19 protein-coding genes and 1 tRNA gene are annotated in these 21,659 nt (G+C 56.0%); 14 read left to right on the top strand and 6 right to left on the bottom strand.

The window, feature by feature from the left end:
- The first annotated feature begins 139 nt into the window (after positions 1 to 139).
- Genes PH558_RS02845 through PH558_RS02835 form a run of 3 tightly spaced genes read left to right on the top strand, consistent with a single transcriptional unit; the run spans position 140 to position 1,478 of the window.
- Positions 140 to 454 carry an ArsR/SmtB family transcription factor gene (locus PH558_RS02845; RefSeq protein ID WP_285202051.1) on the top strand — a complete coding sequence of 105 codons (315 nt, stop codon included), beginning with the start codon at positions 140 to 142 and terminating at the stop codon, positions 452 to 454.
- Complete coding sequence (locus PH558_RS02840; RefSeq protein WP_095435519.1) at positions 451 to 810, top strand: SRPBCC family protein; 360 nt, start codon at positions 451 to 453, stop codon at positions 808 to 810. Before PH558_RS02845 ends, PH558_RS02840 begins: the two co-directional genes overlap by 4 nt.
- Positions 811 to 854: 44 nt before the next feature.
- Complete coding sequence (locus PH558_RS02835; RefSeq protein ID WP_095435520.1) at positions 855 to 1,478, top strand: ATP-dependent Clp protease proteolytic subunit; 624 nt, start codon at positions 855 to 857, stop codon at positions 1,476 to 1,478.
- A 70-nt stretch (positions 1,479 to 1,548) separates the two neighbouring features.
- Here the strand turns inward: PH558_RS02835 and PH558_RS02830 are convergent, their stop codons facing one another.
- Positions 1,549 to 2,790, bottom strand: coding sequence for an ROK family transcriptional regulator (locus PH558_RS02830; RefSeq protein WP_285202049.1), 1,242 nt, complete (start codon positions 2,788 to 2,790; stop codon positions 1,549 to 1,551).
- Between the two features lie 223 nt (positions 2,791 to 3,013).
- Here PH558_RS02830 and xylF point away from each other — a divergent pair, with 223 nt between their 5' ends.
- The 5 genes from xylF (at position 3,014) to PH558_RS02805 (ending at position 8,355) form a co-directional block, all read left to right on the top strand.
- Positions 3,014 to 4,054: a D-xylose ABC transporter substrate-binding protein gene (xylF, locus tag PH558_RS02825; protein WP_095435522.1), complete on the top strand. Its 1,041-nt coding sequence runs from the start codon at positions 3,014 to 3,016 to the stop codon at positions 4,052 to 4,054.
- 290 nt (positions 4,055 to 4,344) lie between these two features.
- On the top strand, positions 4,345 to 5,658 hold the full coding sequence (locus tag PH558_RS02820; RefSeq protein WP_285202046.1) for a sugar ABC transporter permease: 1,314 nt from the start codon (positions 4,345 to 4,347) through the stop codon (positions 5,656 to 5,658).
- A gap of 15 nt (positions 5,659 to 5,673) precedes the next feature.
- On the top strand, positions 5,674 to 6,456 hold the full coding sequence (locus PH558_RS02815) for an ATP-binding cassette domain-containing protein (RefSeq protein WP_069612788.1): 783 nt from the start codon (positions 5,674 to 5,676) through the stop codon (positions 6,454 to 6,456).
- A 160-nt stretch (positions 6,457 to 6,616) separates the two neighbouring features.
- Positions 6,617 to 6,690, top strand: a tRNA-Arg gene (locus PH558_RS02810).
- 282 nt (positions 6,691 to 6,972) lie between these two features.
- A complete protein-coding gene (locus PH558_RS02805; RefSeq protein ID WP_285202045.1) occupies positions 6,973 to 8,355 on the top strand; it encodes a tyrosine-type recombinase/integrase in 1,383 nt (460 codons plus the stop codon).
- 105 nt (positions 8,356 to 8,460) lie between these two features.
- Here PH558_RS02805 and PH558_RS02800 read toward each other — a convergent pair whose 3' ends face one another.
- Complete coding sequence (locus PH558_RS02800) at positions 8,461 to 10,101, bottom strand: recombinase family protein (protein ID WP_285202042.1); 1,641 nt, start codon at positions 10,099 to 10,101, stop codon at positions 8,461 to 8,463.
- A gap of 270 nt (positions 10,102 to 10,371) precedes the next feature.
- Here PH558_RS02800 and PH558_RS02795 point away from each other — a divergent pair, with 270 nt between their 5' ends.
- The 3 genes from PH558_RS02795 to PH558_RS02785 all read left to right on the top strand — a co-directional run bounded on the left by PH558_RS02795 (position 10,372) and on the right by PH558_RS02785 (position 13,696).
- Positions 10,372 to 11,016, top strand: coding sequence for a hypothetical protein (locus tag PH558_RS02795; RefSeq protein ID WP_285202041.1), 645 nt, complete (start codon positions 10,372 to 10,374; stop codon positions 11,014 to 11,016).
- Between the two features lie 328 nt (positions 11,017 to 11,344).
- Entirely contained in the window at positions 11,345 to 13,129 is a 1,785-nt protein-coding gene (locus PH558_RS02790) for a flagellin N-terminal helical domain-containing protein (protein WP_285202040.1), read from the top strand.
- A gap of 120 nt (positions 13,130 to 13,249) precedes the next feature.
- Entirely contained in the window at positions 13,250 to 13,696 is a 447-nt protein-coding gene (locus PH558_RS02785; protein ID WP_285202039.1) for a DUF6641 family protein, read from the top strand.
- Positions 13,697 to 13,892: 196 nt separating this feature from the next.
- Here PH558_RS02785 and PH558_RS02780 read toward each other — a convergent pair whose 3' ends face one another.
- A complete protein-coding gene (locus tag PH558_RS02780) occupies positions 13,893 to 14,594 on the bottom strand; it encodes an endonuclease NucS domain-containing protein (RefSeq protein WP_285202037.1) in 702 nt (233 codons plus the stop codon).
- Positions 14,595 to 14,976: 382 nt separating this feature from the next.
- Between PH558_RS02780 and PH558_RS02775 the strand changes: the two genes are divergently transcribed.
- A complete protein-coding gene (locus PH558_RS02775) occupies positions 14,977 to 15,843 on the top strand; it encodes a DUF2958 domain-containing protein (protein ID WP_285202035.1) in 867 nt (288 codons plus the stop codon).
- A gap of 32 nt (positions 15,844 to 15,875) precedes the next feature.
- Here the strand turns inward: PH558_RS02775 and PH558_RS02770 are convergent, their stop codons facing one another.
- Positions 15,876 to 17,228 carry a hypothetical protein gene (locus PH558_RS02770; RefSeq protein WP_285202033.1) on the bottom strand — a complete coding sequence of 451 codons (1,353 nt, stop codon included), beginning with the start codon at positions 17,226 to 17,228 and terminating at the stop codon, positions 15,876 to 15,878.
- Positions 17,229 to 17,323: 95 nt separating this feature from the next.
- Between PH558_RS02770 and PH558_RS02765 the strand changes: the two genes are divergently transcribed.
- Both PH558_RS02765 and PH558_RS02760 read left to right on the top strand, forming a co-directional pair.
- Positions 17,324 to 17,611, top strand: coding sequence for a DUF6626 family protein (locus tag PH558_RS02765; protein WP_285202032.1), 288 nt, complete (start codon positions 17,324 to 17,326; stop codon positions 17,609 to 17,611).
- A gap of 71 nt (positions 17,612 to 17,682) precedes the next feature.
- The gene (locus tag PH558_RS02760; protein WP_285202030.1) at positions 17,683 to 18,711 is read left to right on the top strand and encodes an ABC transporter substrate-binding protein; all 1,029 of its coding nucleotides are present in this window, start codon (positions 17,683 to 17,685) and stop codon (positions 18,709 to 18,711) included.
- Positions 18,712 to 18,757: 46 nt separating this feature from the next.
- On the opposite strand, the gene PH558_RS02755 is transcribed toward PH558_RS02760, so the two are convergent.
- Together PH558_RS02755 and PH558_RS02750 are read right to left on the bottom strand one after the other, a co-directional pair.
- The gene (locus tag PH558_RS02755) at positions 18,758 to 20,128 is read right to left on the bottom strand and encodes a PDDEXK-like family protein (protein WP_285202028.1); all 1,371 of its coding nucleotides are present in this window, start codon (positions 20,126 to 20,128) and stop codon (positions 18,758 to 18,760) included.
- Positions 20,129 to 20,225: 97 nt separating this feature from the next.
- Positions 20,226 to 21,584 carry a hypothetical protein gene (locus PH558_RS02750; protein WP_285202022.1) on the bottom strand — a complete coding sequence of 453 codons (1,359 nt, stop codon included), beginning with the start codon at positions 21,582 to 21,584 and terminating at the stop codon, positions 20,226 to 20,228.
- Positions 21,585 to 21,659 lie beyond the last annotated feature (75 nt).

Raw genomic sequence — 21,659 nt, 5'->3', positions numbered from 1 at the left:
TCAAGGAATGCGATCCTCCCAAAAGTCCGCCGCGATCTCCATTTGCGGCGGACTTTTTCTTTCGCACAATCTGGAGCTCCCGAAGAGGCTTCGATGGAAATCCCTTGCGAATCACATAAGTCCATGCTTATCTGTTCTCATGATGGAGAACGAGATATTCCGGGCCTTGGCCGATCCGACGCGACGCGCCATCTTCGAGAAGCTGGCGGCAGGCGGCATGAATGCCAGCGCCCTGCGTGAAGGTATTGACATCAGCCAACCGGCGATGTCGCAGCACCTGGCGGTTCTGCGGAATGCCGGGCTGGTCAGGGAAGAACGACAGGGGCGTTTCGTGAATTACGAGGTCGATCCGGAGGGACTTGCCCTCATCGCCCAGTGGCTGGCGAAATACCGCGCATACTGGCCCGCCCGCATCCAAGCTCTCAAGGTGTTGCTGAAGGATATGGATCAATGAACAATCCCGAGATCCCCGAGCGAAAGAACGGCATCGAGCTGGAATACCAACTCGACGAAGCGCCGCAAAAAGTCTGGCGTGCAATCAGCACCTCTGAGCTTCGCCAAAACTGGCTGCCGCAGGAGGCCTTGGCCAATCCCGAGGCGATATCGGTCACGCCCGGCAAGGAAGTCAGCTACAGGCTGCGAGACGACGCACCGCCCTTCCTCGAAAGCACTGTGACTTTCAGAATATCTTCAAACGCAAGCGGTGGCACCAGCCTGCGGATCATCCACGAGCTCGATGACGTTCGGATTCGCGAAACGGAAAGAGCTGCAGCAAACAATAACAGCCTGACCGTCATGCGCGCCGCCTGACGCTCTGAATAGATCAACAATTTCAAGAACATTGGAGTTCGCCGATGCGCGAAGCGATGCAACTCGTCCCTATGGTCGTCGAACAGTCCAGCAGAGGGGAGCGATCTTTCGACATCTATTCCCGCCTGCTGCGCGAGAGAATCATCTTCCTGAATGGCGAGGTCAACGACGACGTCTCAGCTCTCGTCTGCGCGCAACTGCTGTTTCTCGAAGCCGAAAATCCCAAGAGACCGATCCATCTCTACATCAATTCGCCCGGTGGCGTCGTGACCAGCGGTCTCGCAATGTATGACACCATGCGTTACATCCGCGCGCCGGTGCATACGCTATGCATGGGAACCGCTCGTTCGATGGGCTCTTTCCTCTTGATGTCAGGCCAGCCGGGTGAGCGCTCCGCGCTTCCAAATGCCAGCATCCATATTCACCAGCCATTGGGCGGTTTCCAGGGACAGGCATCGGACATTTTTATCCACGCGGAAGAAATGAGGCGAACGAAGCATCGCATGACGCGACTCTATGCCGAGCATTGTGGCCGCTCTTATGAAGAGTTCGAACGCGCCATGGACCGCGACCACTTCATGACGGCGGAAGAAGCTCTCGAATGGGGGCTGATCGACCGTATCCTTCAGGTCCGCGAAGACGAACAGCCTTTAGGCCTGGCAGATTGATGCAGATTGATTAAAATGACGACCCCTACGGCCAAGCGCATTGCTAAGCCTTGCCCTGTCCTCACGCCTCTCAGCCCGCTTGGTCGCGCAGCTCCACGATCGAGCCTCCCCTCTTCACGATATCATTGTCGATGATCGAGAATGCGCGGTCCAGATGCCCTTCGAAGACGAGCGTTGGCTCGTCGACGATGACTCGCAGCTCCGGCATACCCTCCATGCGCACGACATGCGATTCCGCCAAACCTTCGGTTATGCCCTCGATCAGCAGATCATAGTAGCGTACGCCGGGACCAGTGATGACGATCGGCATCCGCTCGTGCAGGCTCAAGACACGCGAAAGGCCATTGCCGAGCGCCAGGCCCGCCTGGCGGAAGGCCAGTACATTGCGGCGCCCGCCGTGGCGCGCGCTCGCGGCGATCTTGTCGAGCTCGGCGATCGGCACGAACTTCGCCGGGATCGTATCGAGCGGCACATCGAAGGCCGTGCGCAGCATGGCGTAGAAACCGGCATACGCCTCTATACATCCCCGCGCGCCGCAGCGGCAAAGGCCGCCGCCGGGCACATGCATCATATGCCCGAAATTCGGTGCCGATATCTGGTGATGGCCTTCATGGTCTCGGCGTACGATACCAAGCCCGATGCTATGGCCGAGCGATAGCGCCGCCATTGCGCGAAAATCACCACGCGTATCGATTTCTTCCTGCCGCCCGAGCGCGGCAGCCACCAGCAAAGTCTCGTTGCCGAGAATGATCTGCGCCGACCACTCGTCGCGAAGTACGGCAGCGAAATCGATTTCCTCGCGCCCGAAAATCGGCGACCAGCGCAGCACTGGCTCCGAAGCACCGACGAGCCCCTTGCTGCTGATCGAGATCATCAGCACCTTGTCGCGCGGCAATTGCGAGCGGGTGACGATCCGGTTTAGGGCATCGCGCAATCCGGCCACGAAACTCTCGACACCCGTAGCGTTCTGTTGCCTGTCCTCGGTAAAGCGGTCGATCAGCCGACCGGTATAATCGACGAGCGAATATTGCACGGCATCCGACGAGATGACGACGACGATCAGATAGCCGCAATCGCGCCGTTGCGAAAACAGGACGCGCGGCCGCCCCCGGCCGCCGGCCGCCTGTTGCTCCGCCTTTTCGATGATCTGCGCCCGCTCGAGATCCGCCGTGATGACCGATACGGTCGCGGAGGAGAGCTTCGTGAAATCAGAAAGCTCGGTATGGGCAAGCGGGCCATGCCGGCGCAGCGCCGACAGGACCAAAGCGCTGTTCTTTTGACGGACCAATTCGGTGCTCGATTTGGCCAGCATCGGCGAACTCCCTGCTCATTCAACCCTCCTCCTCCGCAGCCCGTGATAGCTTTTTCGGATGACCGATGAAACCTGGCGATGCGGGTGTTGACAGCTGAAAAAATCTCTGACACTAAATTTCTCGACTGTCGAGAAAAAAGTCCAAAGCTTTTCTTGTCAGCATTTTCGCCGCGGCCGACGGGAGTTCAGGATACGTGCGGTCGCATTCACTCGGGAGGATCACATGAAAGCTTTCATCAAGCTGGCTGCGGGCGCGGCCATCGTTTTGACTATGCAGACCACTGCCTTCGCCAAGGATCTCGTCGTCGGCGTTTCCTGGTCGAACTTCCAGGAAGAGCGTTGGAAGACGGATGAAGCAGCCATCAAGAAAGCGCTTGCAGCCGCCGGCGCCAAGTATATTTCCGCCGACGCCCAGTCGTCCGCTTCCAAGCAGCTGACCGATGTCGAGTCGCTGATTTCGCAGGGTGCCAACGCCCTCATCATTCTCGCCCAGGATTCCGATGCCATCGGCCCCGCCGTTGAAAAGGCCGCCGACGAAGGCATTCCGGTTGTCGGCTATGACCGCCTGATCGAAAATCCGGCAGCCTTCTACATCACCTTCGACAATAAGGAAGTGGGCCGCATGCAGGCTCGCGAAGTCCTGAAGGCAAAGCCGGAAGGCAACTATGTCTTCATCAAGGGTTCGTCGTCCGACCCGAACGCCGACTTCCTGTTCTCCGGCCAGATCGAAGTGCTGAAGTCTGCCATCGACGCCGGCAAGATCAAGAACGTCGGCGAAGCCTATACGGACGGCTGGCTGCCGCAGAACGCGCAGCGCAACATGGAGCAGTTCCTGACCGCCAACAACAACAAGGTTGACGCGGTCGTCGCCTCCAACGATGGCACCGCCGGCGGCGCCGTTGCTGCTCTCGACGCCCAGGGCCTCGCAGGCTCCGTGCCGGTTTCCGGTCAGGACGCCGACAAGGCCGCTCTGAACCGCATCGCGCTCGGCACGCAGACCGTTTCGGTCTGGAAGGACTCACGCGAACTCGGCAAGCGCGCCGCTGAAATCGCCCTCGCTCTTGCCGGCGGCAAGACCCAGGACCAGATCGAAGGCGTTCAGACCTTCAACGGCGGCCCGAAGCACGTCGCCATGAAGTCGGTCTTCCTGACCCCGATCCCGATCACCAAGGACAACCTGAACGTCGTCATCGACGCAGGCTGGATCTCCAAGGCTGAAGCCTGCCAGGGCGTCAAGGCCGGCAGCGTCGCTGCCTGCAAATAAGCACCCGGCTTGACGGGCTGACCCGAAGATAATGCCGACGCCGCAAGGGGCTCTCCATTGCGGCGTCGAATGCGGATGAGAGGCCCGCAACCAAACCCAGAATGGGAATGAAGGCCTCCCGCATGTGTTGCGTCATCGCATATCCGATCGGCCTGCCGGATGGCGGTCGTGGACCCGGGACACCGGATGGGCAAGCGATGACGTCTATTGTGACCAGCGCGGATACTGCCCAGCGATCAAGAAAGAGCATTCGCGGGCCTGCGCCCAACAAGTGGGAGAACGGCAAAGCGATGGCCGACATGACACATTCCACAACATCGAGCGGTCCGCGCAATGCAGAAGAAGGCGCCATCACGCGCTTCCTGCGTGCAACGGAAATCGATACCCGCCTGCTCGGCATGGTCGGCGCACTGCTGGTCATCTGGATCGGCTTCGATCTTTATACCGGCGGCCTGTTCCTGACGCCTCGAAATCTCTGGAACCTTTCCGTCCAGACCTGCGAAATCGCCGTGCTCGCCACCGGCATGGTGCTCGTCATCGTCACCCGCAACATCGATCTTTCCGTCGGCTCGCTGCTCGGTTTCGTCGCCATGGTGATGGGCGTCGTCCAGGCAAAATATCTGCCGACCTATCTCGGCTTCGACAGTTCCTGGACCTGGGCGATCACCCTGATCTGCGGCCTCGCAGTCGGCACGCTGCTCGGCACCTTCCAGGGCGTGATCATCGCTTTCTTCAATGTCCCCTCCTTCATCGTCACCCTCGGCGGCTTCCTCGCCTGGCGTGGTCTTGCCTGGTATGTCACCAGCGGCCAGACGGTCGCCCCGCTCGATGCGACTTTCCGCATCATGGGCGGCGGCGCCGAAGGCTCGATCGGCGCCACCTGGAGCTGGATACTCGGCGTGCTCGCCTGTGTCTTCATCGTGCTCGGCATCATCGGCGGGCGGCATCAGCGCAAGCGCTTCAACTTCCCGCGCCGCCCACTCTGGGCCGAATATTTCCTCGCCATTCTCGGTTCGGTCCTGGTCCTCGGCACCATCTATGTGTTCAACATCTACTACTGGCCGGTCGGCATCGCGAAGAAATACGCGACCGAACACAATATTCCTTGGCCGGAAACCGGGCTCGATATCCCCTACGGCATTGCCGTGCCCGTGCTGATCGCCGTTGGCATCGGCATCATCATGACCTTCATCGCCACCCGCCTGCGCTTCGGTCGCTACGTCTTCGCGATCGGCGGCAATCCGGAGGCAGCCGAGCTCGCCGGCATCAAGACCCGCTGGGTGACGGTGCGCATCTTCGGGCTGATGGGCTTGCTTGCGGCGGTCGCCGCCGCTATCTCCACCGCCCGCCTGAACGCTGCCGCCAATTCGCAAGGGACGACCTACGAACTCTTCACCATCGCCGCGGCCGTCATCGGCGGCACGTCGCTTGCCGGCGGCAGCGGCACCATCGCCGGCGCCATGCTCGGCGCCCTCGTCATGCAGTCGCTGCAATCGGGCATGGGGCTCGCCAATGTCGATACGCCGATCCAGAACGTCGTGGTCGGCGTCGTGCTCGTCATCGCCGTCTGGCTCGACATCGTCTATCGCTCGCGCGCCAAGTAAAAGGAATTCTGAACCATGACGGATCAAACCACTCCGCTTGTGGAAATGAAGAACATTTCCATCTCCTTCGGCGGCATCCACGCGGTCGACAACGCCTCGGTCGATCTCTACCCCGGCGAAGTCGTAGCGCTCCTCGGCCATAACGGCGCCGGCAAGTCGACGCTGATCAAGATCCTCTCGGGCGCCTACAAGCGCGACAGCGGCGATATCCTGATCAACGGCGAGCCTGCCGATATCCGCAGCCCGCGCGACGCCAAGAAATACGGCATCGAGACGATCTATCAGACGCTCGCCGTCGCCGACAATGTCGACGCGGCTGCCAATCTCTATCTCGGCCGCGAGCTGCAGACCCGCTGGGGCACGCTCGATGACGTGGCGATGGAGGCCAAGGCCCGCGAAGTGATGGGACGCCTCAACCCCAACTTCAAGCGCTTCAAGGAGCCGGTGAAGGCGCTCTCCGGCGGCCAGCGCCAGTCGGTCGCGATCGCCCGCGCCATCCTCTTCGATGCCCGCATCCTGATCATGGACGAGCCGACTGCGGCGCTCGGCCCGCAGGAGACGGCACAGGTCGGCGAGCTGATCAAGCAGCTGAAGAAGGAAGGCATCGGCATCTTCCTCATCAGCCACGACATCCACGATGTCTTCGACCTCGCCGACCGCGTCTCGGTCATGAAGAACGGCCAGGTCGTCGGCCACGCCCGCACGGAAGATGTCACCAAGGACGAAGTTCTCGGCATGATCATCCTCGGCAAGGTGCCGCCAAAGGCCACCCCCGGCCCCGGCGCCATGAAGGAATGAGCCGATCCGGCCACCAAAACCGAGGCCGCGCGTCAAAAGCCCGCGGCCTCCCCACCAAAATGTCCGATCTCACGCTTTCCTGAATTTTCCCGATTGAAGCCAAGCGCTTCCTAGGCTAAGAACCAGCCATCGGACAGGCGATTCAAAACCGCCACGGCATGCACCCGTAGCTCAGCTGGATAGAGTGTTGGATTCCGATTCCAAAGGTCACAGGTTCGAATCCTGTCGGGTGCGGTTCCTTTCCCATTGAAATTATTGACTTATCAGTCTTTGCTTGTCCTCGCGCGCGCTGGAAATAAGCTAGCTCAGTCCTAGCTCAGTAGCGCATACCCTTCGGAATTTCTCAATGATTTCAACGTAGCTTTCCAGGGCTTGGGCACGCGCCTAGCGCAGTTCCAGCGCAGCGCACCGACCAAAGCAACTCGAAAGGTGCCCAACGTTATGCTCCACAGCCCTGCCCCGACCAAGAAAACCCCGTTCACGCTTTTTCAGCGCGAAGGCACCCGGAATTGGTCGATGCGCTATTCGCTCGGCGGTAAGCAATACAAGAAAACTCTTGGCACCGCTGACGAGGATCAGGCGCTGCAACTCGCTTATGAAATCTGGCACGAGCAGAGCTTTCGCAATAAGCAGGGCCTATCGCTGGACAGTCACCCGTTCTCGGAGGTAGCGGAGGAGTTCATCGAAAAAGTCGTTGCTGAAGCCGAGCGCGACGAACGCAGCAAATACCATCCGATTTATTGGCCGCCGATCATTCGTCGCTTTCCGATCGGCTACTTCGGTAACCGTCCCATCGAAACGATCACCACCGCCGACATCGAGCGCTATCTGGAATGGCGCAAGACCTACTGGACCACAGGCCCGGGTTTGCAGGTTCAGAAAATCCGATGCGAACGGGACGATGGTCGTATTTTCATTCGGCCCGCACCGCGCAAGGTCGCAGCGCTGAGCACGATCAAAGGTGAAATGGTCATCATCCGCGAGATATTTGCGCAGGCAGCCAAGTGGGGCTACTGCAAGCCGATCGTCATTCCAGCGGTCAAAGCCCGAAAGAAACCCGACACGCGCCGTCCGGGTTTCTCGCCGGAGGAATATGAACGGCTTCTCAACAAGAGTTTGGAACGAATCAGCGAACCGCAGCATGCGGTGAGGCTGATCAAAGCCAAGGACGGACGGGTCTGGACGCAAAGCACGCTGACAGACCGCGTGCGCTCGGATCGGATGCGCCTGCACGCCTATATCGAACTCATGGCCAATTCAGGCCTGCGTCCCACGGAGGCGAAGAACCTGAAATGGGGCAACATTCTCCGGTATAGGGAAACGAAAGACCTTCCCCAATTCCAGCAAGATGCACGGCTCCAGGTGCATGGGAAAAGCAAACACGGTAATGCAGTGCCACTGCATGGGGCGATACAGGCGCTTCGCATGCTATGGACTGTTTTTGTCGGCGAGGTCGGCCGCGAACCTACTGATGACGATCCTGTCTTTGCCGACGCGAAGGGCACGGCAATCTTGTCGTTCAGTCGCGGCCTGAGCGCTTTGCTCAAGGCGGCAGACTTGGAACGCGATCAGCGGGGCGTCAAGCGAACCGCCTATTCGCTCAGGCATTTCTACATCTCGCAGATGCTCGCGAACAACGTCTCGATCCATCACGTCGCCCGCAACACCCGAACCTCCATTGCGATGATCGACAAGCACTACGCTCAGGTCAACACGGAGCAGATCAAGGATTTCCTCCGCCCCGGCGAACAGGACTTGATGAACGAACCGAAACTGCTGGACGACGAGACCTACGACGAAATCGCCCTGCTGGAGAAGCGGCTGGCCGAATTGAAGGCTGGCGAAATGAGTACCAAAACCGCAGAGAAACTTTCGAAAAGGTACGGCACGCAGCTCTAAGGAGCATAGGCAGAGCCTTGCGGGGGATGGTTTCTTGGCATTTCCAGCTGTTAAGGCGAGAAAGTTCATTCGAACGAACTTTTAGCATTGGATGGCCACTGATGTTTACGCAGCAAACGCTCGGAAATTCCCGCTGATCCGTCCGTCTTTGACCCTGTAGGCGGTTATTCCGTTCGCGACGATAATGATTGCCTCCTGGTTGCCGCCGTCGAAGCTGATCTCGCTGACAAGCTCCCTGATCGCAGCATGGGCTTCCGACCGAAGCTCATACCGGGTGTCAGCGCCTTCGGCGGCTTCCCATGCCGCGCGCAAGAACTTGATCCGGGCGCCAGTCAGTTCAGGAGCGTTATGTCTCGCTAACAATCTCTGCCGCTCATTCTGATGGTGCCGCAATTCGGCTTCGACGGCTTGTCGTTCGGCCTGCCTTGCTTTGAGCAAATCGAGGACGGTTTCCAGTGGCTGGCGATCATCCTCGATGGCGAGCGCCAGCCGGTGTTCCTTGTGGCGAAGCTCCTCCAGCCTGAGCATCAGCGTAGCAATCGTCTCATTGATGTCGCTGGTGACCTGATCGGCGCGAGTCGCTTGCAGTGCTTCCGCAAGGTTGAGTTCCTTGACGTGATCAAGGACAGCCATCTCGAACGGCTCATAGCGGAAATGCCGATTGCCCTCGGTGCAGCGATGCCCCCGCACATAGTTGGCGCAGACGAGATAACGCCCGTTCTCGTTGCCTTTGACGCGGCTTAACTTCATCGTCATCGACCCGCCGCAATGCGCGCAGCGGCACAGTCCGGTGAAGAGATTGGCAAACGTTTCGCCCTTGCGGCCCGGTCTGCCGCGGTTCCTGCGCATAGCCTGCACGCGCAGGAACAAATCCTTGTCGATCGCGGCGGGGAAATAGTTCTCGATGGGATCGCCATCCGGTACACGCTTGCCGTTGACGATGCGGTGCGGCTGAAACGTACCAATGACATCGTGTCGGGCGAGCAGGGCCTTGATGATGCTCTGGTACCAGCCCTCCTTGCTCTTGAAAGCCGGAACTCCATCTGCATTGAGCTTGCGGGCGATTGCCGTTGCGCCAAGACCACGCGTTGCCATTTCGTAGATTGCCCTCACCGTCTCCGCATGATGGTTCAGCGCGAACTCATAGCGGTTCGCGTCGATCCGCTCGGCGTCGATCCATGCGGGTGTCAGTCCGGTGATCTGCCCTTTACCTTCACGGGCATTCTCGCGCTTCTTCCGATTGGCTGCACTGACGCGCTCGCTCTTAGTCTGGCTCTCCTCGTGACCGCGAGACATCACCGCAAGCCCGATGATTAGCTTCGTCCAGTCCCCGTTGAGCCGGTCGCGGCTGTAGATTTGCCGGTCCTCGCCGAGCGTGGCAATGACGATGCCAGCGTTGATAATCGCCATGAACAGCGTCAACGCATCCGGCACGGCCTCTCGCGATAGCCGGTCGAGGCTTTCGATCAGCAGATAGCTGCCCTTGGGGATTTCCCCGTTCTCGACCATGGCGAGGAAGCGTCCAAGCGCTCCGTGCTTGAAGTTCTTTCCCTTCCACGCCGACACCCCCAAGTCCTGCAAGCTGTCATCCAGAAGCAGAGAATGTTCCTCCGCAAAGGCTTTCGACCGCTCAAGCTGTCGGCGTAAACTGTCGCCGCGAAGCTGCTTGCGAGTGCTCATACGCACGTAAGAATAGGCCCGCACCGGACCCAATGAATGATGATTGCCGGGGAAATCGTCCTGCATGACCGCCTCCTTTGCGTCGTACCGCTAACACCAGAGGCGATGAGGTTCGAGCGCGAGGATGGCCGGGTGTAAAGGGCTAAGCCGGCGTAAAGTTACGGCTTGCGGAATTGGGTTGAGGAAATTGGGCGTAAGTCGTCGCTGATTCCAGCGAGATTACTGTGGCCCGCCCGGGTAACAAGATATAAATTTTTGCTGAGTGCAAAAACACTTGCTGGGACGCAAATTAGGCTGACGGAAGCAGAAGCGCCAGACGGGGGATGCCTTACTAACATGAGCAAAGGACGCTCTGAAACGGAGGATCAGGCCCGCCAGCTTTTTCGGGATCAAAGAAACATACTGGATCTCATCAAGGAGCCGAAGTCCCGTTCGGGTTTTGAACCTGCGATCCATCACTTGTTTGGTGACAAACGCCAGCGAGGAAAGACAGCCAGGATTGTAAACCATGAATTCCTATTTTCGGGCGTTAAGAAGGACCTCGTGAGCTTCTTGCCCGTTAATTGGCGCAAAGAACTGGATAAGATCAATGTCACATGGCGGGGTTGCGAGAACTGGTGGCTGGGCTATCCATTTGTCGCTTTGATGGAATTGAAGGTATCCGATGACGGCATTAAAGGACACCTCAAGCTGAATGCTGAAGTCGGCCCGCTTTCAGAGCACAATGTCCGGAAACGTATCATCGTGACGATCACACAGGCCGCACTTGCGAAAAACTTTGATCGTATCCAATTTCCCGCTGACGCCTTGGATAAAGGACGCCTCTATTCACGTTTCCTACGCCGGAATTCCATCGCTGTGAACGACATTCGCGACACAGACGAAATGGAGAAAAAATTCGAACAGCTTATTGCTGACTTCGAGCCAGAGTTCGATTTGGTTGCGAGCCTTATACCCGAGCTATCGGACGAGCTGCCATAACCTTGCACAAAGCTATACAGAACAGCTTGAGGGCAGCAGTAATTTGCAGGGTTATTCGTCAATATTGCTAGACGGCATCGGCGCAGTTAACTCTTTGTTAACCATTTCTGTTGCAAAAGCGTTAATGAAAGTACTCTGCCTGGTTGCATAGGCAAATCTCTGCAGAGAAGCCCTAAACCGTCGAGTTTACCCGCTTTTTAGGGCAACGGTCTCGCCATTATGGCGAGCACCCCAGTGGTTAACCGTTAAAAGTGTTCCCACCCTATCCTCTTTCTGTCGGACCGATCATGACGTCCGGGAGCTAGCCTATACTCAGGGGGCTTTTAACATGACCAGCATTTTAACCAATACTGCGGCAATGGCCGCCCTTCAAACCCTTCGCACCGTAAACTCAGGCCTTGAGCAAACACAGCAACAGGTCAGCTCAGGTTTAAGGATTGGGAAGGCCGCTGATAACGCTGCCTATTGGTCGATAGCAACGACGATGCGCTCGGATAGATCGGCAGTTTCCGCCGTTTCCGACGCTATAGGCCTTGGACAAGCAAAAGCCGATACCGCCTATAGCGGGCTCAATGCGGTTAGCGATATTCTCTCCCAATTCAAGGAGAAGCTCGTCGCCGCAACCGAAACCAGCGTGGACAAAGACAAAATCCAGCAAGAATTGGATCAATATAAACAACAGATTCTCGGGATCGCGCAGTCCAGCTCCTTCAACGGCCAGAATTGGCTATCCACAAACGTTGACGACATCTATGACGTCAGCGCCAATAGCGACACGGTCGCGTCTTCATTCGTCAGAAGCGCCAACGGCACGGTTTCGGTGAATTCGGCCAATATGCATTTGTCGGAAACGTCGCTGTTCAACAGCACGGGCGGCGGCATCTTGCAAAAGGACGGCCGCGATGCGGGATCGATCGGCGGTCTACGTTACTTGACCAGTTGGCAGAATGGCTCCGAGATCGAAACAGGCTGGAATCCCTATAACGCAAGCCAAGGGATGAAGGCGAGCTTCGACTTCACATTTTCAGGGCCATTGACCTTCAATGATCCATCAAAGCAGATCAGCTTCGACGTGACGGTAGACGCAGATAACCCGGCCGACGGCATTGACCCGCCCTATGCGGCCGGAAAGACCACAGCCGTTACAATCGACAGGTCGACAATCGATGCAGTGAACGCCTCGTGGAATGGGGTGATCTCTACCTATACGCAATATCAGCAAGTGCTGAACTATGTACTTTCGCAGGCCAACACCGGGGCCGCTGCCACGACGTATGTTGACGTAAACAATCAACCGATCATCAATCGGGTTGGCATCTACACACAGCAGGACCGCTCAACCGGGCTGAGCGGATCTTATGTTGAAGTCAGCAACTTTGCGAGTAACGTTGGCTCCGGCGGGCTTGGGAATGCGTCGGATTACGGTTCACGCGGATCGACGTTGACGCTGAATTTTACACCGTTTCAGGATTACAAGGACGGTGACAATCCGGACGGCATCACAATCAGCTTCAATTTTTCAATCAACGGCGCTGCCCCGAAAACTTACACCTTCAATCGTACTTATGTGAACGACTTGCTTGGCGTTGAAAATGGAAAGGTCGAGACGTCTGAGCAAATGGCGACGCTTCTCCGGTCGCTGATGTCGGCTGATTGGCCAACTCTGAAGATCGATGCAAACAGCTCGTCATCTGTTGTTGTTCAATCAGACCCTGCGCTCGATCGTTTATCCGGTGCGGGTACGAGCGTCTCATTCTCCAATTTCCACGTCAGCAACGAGCCACTGCCCACGATCGATTTCATGGATATCGATATCGTCAAGAACCCAGGCAGCATCAAAGATTACCTCGACTATATCGAAACCATCAGTCAGCGCGTAACTGCGGGAGCTTCACAGGTCGGCAGCCTACAAAAGCGGCTTGACTATCAATTGAGCTTCGCCAACGACATGATGGACAGCATCGATAAAGGCGTAGGTCGTCTGGTGGATACAGATATGGAACAGGCGTCTGCCAAGCTTGCAGCACAGCAGACGCAACAGCAGCTCGCCGTGCAGGCGCTTTCGATCGCAAATTCCAGCACGCAGAACATTATGCAACTATTTCGCCAGTAGTTGACAGATTACCTTGAGGCAAGGCTGATGGTATTGACCGCTGAACTCATTCTTTGCTCGCCCTTTTGGCGGATGGCTGTATCCCGGACTTACGATCAACGGTTCGGGAAAGGCAATGGCATGTCTCATTTGAAGGATCTCAAGCTGGCTCAGGCGATTCCGGTTCGCGCGACGAACGATCCCGTCGCAAGGGCGCGGGAAAAGATGGTTGCGGCGCTCATCGAGCAGAAGCAGATGGCCGAGGCGAAGATTGCCGGTCAGGCATTCACCCCCACGCATATTGTTCGCCGTAAAAATGCCGAGGGGCAGCGCGTCGAGGTCGAGACGGCCAAGCGCGTGCGTCAGGGCTGGTTCATGGATGCGGCGGGCAAGGTATTCTTTATCCTGCGTTACGCCGGCAAGGTGATCGACTTTGCCAAGGACAAGAACGCCATCGAGGTTGGCGAACTGGCGGCACTGCCGAAGATCATCGAGACGCTGATCGAGGCCGTCCGCGCGGGCGAGCTTGACGCGCAGTTGACCGCTGCAGCCATCGAGCGCGGCAAGATGCTGCGCAAGACACAGTAAGCAGCACGTTATCCCTCGAAATACCCTCCGAGCCCCATGAGATGGTTTCCATCTCATGGGGCTCGCGTTTCTGCCTACGGGGCCAATGGAGCGTCAACGATGCGCGTTCGGTACTGGTCGCTGCCGCGTTGCGTTTTTGCCCTTCGTCGCGCTCCTTGATAGCTGCTGGCATCTGCACGACAGTCGCGGCGCGATGCTAAATGCTAGGTTCGATATCGTGTGCCGGCGTCACGGTAAAGCTCACAGCATATTCGTAAAGATAAACGTTCGGCATTACCGTACGCGCGTATTTCAGGTTTCGACTGACTGATTTAGAGATGATGATGCCGGACACATCATTATCATGGCCGATGGTTTGCTTGACCCAACCCATGTATCGGGCGATTTGACCAAGAGCACGGTCTGCGCTTTGGGCTCGCTTTAGCTCGAAAATGAAAAACGCTCCGTGCTCATCGACAGCAAGGATGTCGATCGGACCAACGGCGGAAGGGTATTCGATGCCGTCCCGCCCTGTGGGGTCGACGTAGAGACGCAACTTCTTTCCTCCAAAATCTATTGAGCCAAGGTTTGCAGCGAGAAAATCCCGCAACTGATACTCCAGAGAGAAATATGGAGAGCTTTCGTCTCCCACGACAGTATCTTCGACACCTCCCAGCAATTCTTCCACGACATCAATATTGCTGGATTGGCCCGGAAATATCATACGAACTTCGTCAAGGGTCTCCTGCATCGTCCATCCGGCTTGCTTGAGTGCGCTCCGCAACTGATGCGACGTGCTTCTCGTAGCGTCGAGATCAGCAGGCAAATATTGCGGATTTTGTCGGAGCCAATTCTTTAGCGGATAAACTTCCAATCCGCCGTCTTCTTTAGGAATGACTACGCAATGTCGCTGTACCATGTCTGCTCTCTTGAGTTGCTTTGGTGACAGCAGAGTAGTTGGGAGACTTTACCGGTACGTTACGGCCTGATGTTCCAACCTGTTCTTGAACGCCGATTACTCCCTGTAACGCGTCGCCAGTCCCGAAGACCAGAAAGACGGCATGGTGGCAAAAGCCCAAAGGCGGATCTCTACCCTGTCAGATGGCGTACCGTCCGAGCGGATTTGTTTAATGCCTGCGGGTCCAATGGAGCATCAGCGATAAGCATTCGGTGTTGTTCGTTGTCGCATTGCGCTTTTGCCCTTCGATGCGCTCCTTGACACGTCTATTGGTCTCTATGATTGCACTGGACGCCTGCTGCCGACTTTCCACTTTCTTCCTCTCCGCCGGATAGGAAGACCTGTGGGGCGATGCTTTGGTTTTGCGCTCACCGTGTCTGTCTCTAGCCCTTTTTGTTCAATGGCACTTTGCTGGCCCGCGTACAGCGGAGGCAGCATGCATCGACACGACGAAACCAGCGCGCAAACTTCCCGATTGTCTCAGACGCAAATCGACCTCGCCTTGCTCTTCATGAGCGACCTGCGCGTCGGCGGTCGATCAATCTACCGGATCAATACGAACAAACGACCGTTTTGGGTGCGCTATAAGGCAGATGGCCTTGTGCAGGAGCGCAGCTATCTCTCAGCACTGTCATGGCGCGCGCTGATGCTGTTCGCGCTGGAAGATTGCCAGGAATTCAAGGTTTATGAGATGGACGAGCCGGGACGGCTCGGGCAGTTGTTTCCCGAAAACATCACGCGGCGACTGGACGACAACGCCAAAGCCTATGGCGACATCGTACCTGTCTTGAAGCTGATCGATCCATCCGGGTCAGCGACGGTCATCGTTACGCGAAGCCGCTGCGCGGGCCATGCCGTCGATGCCCTCCACAATCTGGACGACGGCAAGCCTGTGTTTCAACCGGTTTGGGTTTCCGATCTGATGCGGCTCGATACAAAGATCGGCATGAAGCTCGTACGCGACCAGGCGTTTGCCGCAGCAATGCCGATCAGCGCATATATCGAAGCTGCCGCGTTGACCGGCCGCATTGTAGACGAAGACGAGATCAGGATCTTGCCGCTCAGCGGTAATGTGCCACGACTGAGATTGCCTGAGCCGGCGCCGACCGTGCAGCGTATTTTCGATCATCAGTGCCGTGAACATCCCGAGCTTGAGCAGCTTCGTAGCCGAACGATCTATGAGGACTACAATTTTATACAGCCCACATAAAACCACGAAAGTTCGCTGAACGAACTTTTATCTTATTGCCTCGCCGGCTCCACCGGATCACCGCTGGCACGAATGGATGTCCGAATGTTGCGTACACGCTCCTTCAGGCTGATGACGTTTCCTGGGTATCTAGATGTCTTGCTGACATCTTCCGTTTTCGAGATTGACGGTGGCATATCAATGCCGGCATCTGTCCAGTTCGTATCTACATAAGGGTTCTTATACCTTACACCATTAACAGAACTTCCCCACTCAACAACTCCTTCGTCTTCAACACAAATCCCATGAGCTGAGTACTCGTCAAGAAAACACCCAGCGATATCATCTGATTGATCGAAACGGTCATCGAATGCTTCTTCAAGAAGATTAGCACCGTCAAGATCGTTATTGTCTGACCTCCGCATCGGCATTGAATTTGACACGGCAATAGCTGGATTCGACCTCGCGGCACCTGCGCTCGCCCTTTTGCCCCTCACACCCAATGAAAAGCGAAGCGACTGAAACCCCGAGTTTTCTTTGCATAGCCATTCCGCATATGCCTTGATGTCTTCAGCCGGCCACCACTTTCGATTTGCAAGATCATATTTGTCAGTATTCCAATCGCTATCAGCGGCTTTGAAATCGCCCTCTATACGGAGTTTCAGGGCATATTGGATTACCCGCTTGATGTTTTGGCCCACTTTCCGGTTGGCCTTAAATGGCTCGATATCGACCTGATACGCAGCGCCGTATCCGTTTTTGCGGAAGGCATCGGCCACTTCGGAGATGGAGAGTTGATCAAGCCGAATAATCGCATGAAGGTGCGGTCGCCAAATAGTCGTGTCGTCGGACCAGACCAAAGGAATGCCAAGCTGTTCCAACGCAATCCGCGAATTGCGGCCCATGCCTTCGTAATCGCTGTAGGTCATGCGGTCGATCTCCCACCATCCAAGAATTTCGAAGTTATCCCATCGGCTGTCCTTGCGACGTTTCAGCCCCACCAAGTTGCGAATGCGCGTCTTCTCCGTGTCGATGATTGCGGAAACATCAGAAAGCATGGTTGCCATCGGCAAGAGGATTGTCACAAACGCTAACTGCTCGTTGGGTATGCCGACGAACCGCTTTCGTGTCGCCTGCTTTATCTGCTTGCTTCGCTCCGTCATGAAACAGCGCGGGCATAATGGAATGCCGCATCGCTGCATGTAGTTGGTGTCGGGGTCGTCAATCCTGCCGCAGCGAATAGCGGTCCCTCTCAGTGGATGGCCGTAGCCCAAGGCGTCCATCAGCTTGGTTCGTTGCTGCTCGTTCCCCTCGCTGAGCCAGCGAAACCTCTTCTTGTCGCCCCAGTCAATATATCCGGGCGCGGCCCAAATTGCGTTCCGTAGCTCCCACATGGCGTTCGTCATGAAAATCTCCTGCTAAAATAATGTGCTATTTATCCAGCACCATCTTAGCTCCGCAGCTCCTTGGAAATAAATATTTAAATCAAGGAGTTATGCAGATGAAGATTAAGGAAATCTATGAGGCTATGCGGACGGATGGATTGACCAGTTCACAGATGGAGTTCTCAAGCATCTGGCTTGGACGCAGCCCGCGTTATTATTCGCACCTCATCGCCGTCGGCAGAGAACCGGGTCTTGCCACGCTGTATGGGATCAAATGGAGACTTGAACAGCTACAGGCTCAATCTTCGCCTGTACCCAATCCGGCCCTGCTAGAATTCCAGCGGAAACTCGCCAACGAGATCGATCGCAGAGCGATAATCGATATCCGCCGCCATCGATCTTAACGTTTGGCCAACTGCCACCCAATACAATCATCGCGTTTATCTTTCCCATCTTTCTGTATCAGGAATTTCCGATGAATGCGCATATCTCTTCTAGCAAGCCGGCAGTTGTTGCCTTGCTCGCGATTTCCGCCGTCTCCATCACATCGCCCGCCTTCGCTCTCGACAAAGTTCGTTTCGGTACCGATTGGCTTGCCGAGGCTGATCACGGTGGTTTTTATCAAGCGGTTGCCGATGGCACCTATGCGAAATACGGCCTCGAAGTGGAAATCCAACAGGGGGGACCAGGAGCGCAGAATCGGGCAATGCTCCTCGCTGGCAAACTTGATTTCTATCTCGGCACACAGCAGGAGCAGCTTGTCGGCCAGGAGCAGGGCATTCCGTTGGTCGATGTCGCAGCGATCTATCAGAAGAACGCTCAGGTCATTTTGGCCCACCCAAACAAGGGCATCGACCAGTTCGGAGACCTTGCCAAGCTGAAGACAATCTTCATGACACAGGGCGGCTTCGGCGCGTATTTCGAATGGATGAAGGCCAACTTCAAGGGCTTCCACGACGAGCAATTTCGCCCCTATAACTTCAGCCCTGCACCTTTCCTTGCCGATGAAAATTCCGCTCAGCAGGGGTTGATTACATCTGAACCCTACGCGATCAAAACGCAGACAGGTATCGACCCGAAGATATTCCTGCTCGCCGACGCCGGTTACGCGCCCTACGCGACGATGATCACCGTCCCTCGTAAGCTGATCGATACCAACCCCGATCTCGTGCAACGCTTTGTCGATGCCTCTATTGAGGGCTGGTACAACTATTTGTACGGGGATAACTCAGCCGCGAACGCGCTGATTAAGAAAGAGAACCCGGATATGACAGATGGCCAGATCGAATATGCGATCAGCAAGCTCAAGGAATACGGGATCATTGATAGCGGCGATGCTCTGGACAAGGGCATCGGCTGCTTGACTGCGGAACACTACACGCAGTTCGCAAAAACGCTGGTCAGCGTCAAACTTCTCAAGCCCGAGACCGATGTTACCAAGGCATTCGACACGCGCTTTTCATGCAAGGGCGTCGGGTTAGCACTCAAGAGGTCAGCGGGCTGAGCGTCCTATCGGATGCGAACACGACAGAAGCGCAGCAGCGCTTCTCTCAATCACGTTCGTCCAGTGCATATGATCTGAAATCTGGCAAGCGAGCTGATATAGCATCGAAGTAAGGCCCAAATCGAGTAAGTAGGGCGCTTATAGCTTTGGCAATTTCGTCGGCATCGTGAACGTCCTGAATATCCACGTTGTTGTTCCTGAAAAATTTCGAGTATTTCTTACCTGCGTCAGCAGCTCCCTGCTGAAAACGAATGTTTTTCAGGCTTTCTTCAGACGAAAGCGACTTTATGACATCGATTAGCCTTCGTCGAACTTCGTGCTTCGCAATGGGACCAACTTCAGCAAAGAGCCGAAGATAGCCCTTGCCCCCATCGCCTCCCTCAAAGAGCTGAAACCAGCAGATCAGAGGATAGCCCGCCCACCAATTTTGGCAGCCTTCCCAAGAATGGTTGCTGCCACCCAACGCCTTAGACCAACTCTCCGGCAAGAAGCTGAATATGTTGCTGGTGTGGTGGCTGTAAACATAGTTTACGTCAGAAGCTCGGACGATGTTTCCGCTTTCCCATACTTCGCGGAAAATCATTTCTGCAGCGATTATGAAATCGGTGGCTGCGCCGTGCTCCATCACAAATTCCAACACCTTCTGATGAGTCCGGTACAACTGACGCGCCAATTTCTCCATTTCGTTTCGCTGTTCGTTCATGCCAGTCGCGTCCTTAATAACTTCCAGATAATGCTGTAGAAAGACCTTCACCTCCTGCCCGATCGATTGCCCTTCGAGGTCGATAAGGCGGGGGAGAAAATCGCAAATATCGGCGTACCTCAAGGGAGCATAGCGCGGGTCTTGCGGGTCCTCTTCTTGCAGCGTCAAAAACACCCCGCAAACGATAAGCTCCTCCCCCTTCGGCTCAAATGCATCTTTCACTTTGCCAATATAACTGTGAAGTTGCCCTTCCCGCTGTTTGCTGTGGAACTTGTTCTCCACCACGAAGGCCCAATTATTTCCGGGCGACAATATGAAGATGTCGATATTCCGCCATTCACGCCGAATAGTTGCGTCCCTCAAATCTCCTTGTGACACTTCAATTGCTGTCAGGCTACCCGATCCGCTTCGCCCTCGAAGGGCTTCGCAAAGGAAGGCTTTCAAAAAGCGATCGCCAAATCCATGCGTCTCGCGAGGATCGAGAAGCCATGCGAGTATTGCAGAGTGACGGATCTCCATCCCTTCCATTTGCATGGTCTTGATCGGGTTGAAGCGATTTAGGTAAGCCCCCACACGATCCAGTTTTTCATTGTTGACAAAAAGATTTTCCAAATCGTCGTGACTAGGCACGTACTGAGAATGGCTCACGAATTCTAATATCCTTCTCGTCGCATTTTTTGAACGCACGCCAGAGCTGAAACGGCTTTCGGTCACTGCGATGGATATCCGGGGTTAGCTCACGTTTGAAGGATATTTTGTGTGGAGCTGTTCATCGGAATCGTGTTCATGCGATGATCCGCTGCGAAATCAATCACCTAAGTTCAGCGAATACGTCCAACAAAGCAGTGCACTCTCGCAACAAGTCTCGGGCGGCGACCGGACCTTTCGATACGCGCTCCTCAAAAATCTTCTCGATTGCGACCTTCGCCGCCCGGACATACACCGGCACGTCATCATGCAATGGGTTCTCATCGAAGCTGCGATTGAGAGCTTCGAACGCCTTTTTAAACACCTCGACATTGTGGTTCATCAAAATCCAGACGCCATCTGTCGTGACCCGCAACCGGTTATCCTGAATCTCGCAAATTTCGGCGGCGGTCACTTTTGAACCGATGGCTGTCGCGACGGGGAGCGGCGTGAAGCGCAGTTCGGGTGTCCTCGCTCGCTCGATGATCACCTCTTTCACAAGGTCACGGGCCATTTCATTGAGTGTCCGGTTGTCATCGGCGGTTGCATGCTCCGCAAAGGAAACCGATGTCAGGGCGCAGCCGTACTTGTCGAACCGGAACGAGGTGTACATGTTAAAGTTCGCCGCTGAAACGAACGGGCTCGATGTGTCGAAGGAGACGCCGATATCGGGATTGTATTGGCGCAGGCAGCGAAGGATCGTCGTGAACAAGTAAGCAGGCTCAAGAGTCGAAATGCCGAGAAAATGTAGCCATTTGGCTTTCTGTAAGAGGCCATCATCATACATATCGAGCAAACGAGCCATGGTCATGGAAAACGCGCTCTGATGCGCTCCGGCGAAGGCCCACCCCTCCAGCGGGTAGCCCTTTACGGCCTCGTACCAGACTTTGCTTTCGCGTTCGGTGCGACCCTGGATGACATTGAGAAGGTTGGTCTTTCCCGGAATCCGCTTCTGAACGAAATAATCAAGGTTGAGCAGCGATTGCGTCAGGCAAGCGTTATAGTCCAAAGATAAGCCGTTGGCCGCGCTCATTGCCGTGATTTGCCCTTGCGCGTTGAGCCGCGTCGTGTGCTGCGCGACATTCCCCGGCGATATGCCGCCGGTCGGAAAATCCAGCGACATGGAATAATCCGAATGGTCTTCCATCCAGCGCAGCATACGTTCGCATGTGGCATCGCCGGTAAACTTGATCGTGCCTTCCTGTATCTGGAAGCCACCACTATCACCGATCACTGTTGTCTGGTCGCGATCTCTGTGGCTCACGATGTCGGTCTGCTTCGCCGCGCCCTCTGTTCTGGCGGCCTGTCCCGCGCTGTAGAGCGCATAGGGATAATAAAACAGGCCGCTCGACGGATTGAGGAAATTCAGATCTCTCTCAGCAAACGAAAAGTTGCGCTTGAGATGCAGCGAGTGGCCGAGTTTCGCAAAGTTTGCACTGATGGCGGGCAGGTAGACGGCATGCGCGGATTTCGTGGAAAGCATTGAATAACCTTAAAGTCCTTGTCTTGCTGGCCCATTGCAATTTTCTTAAGATCTGCACGGCTTGATTGCAGCAAT

It is taken from the genome of Rhizobium pantanalense (genome assembly GCF_030182525.1).
Taxonomy (GTDB): Bacteria; Pseudomonadota; Alphaproteobacteria; order Rhizobiales; family Rhizobiaceae; genus Rhizobium.
The sequence above is the reverse complement of the archived record's forward strand: the minus strand, read 5'-3'. Positions and strand labels throughout refer to the sequence as shown.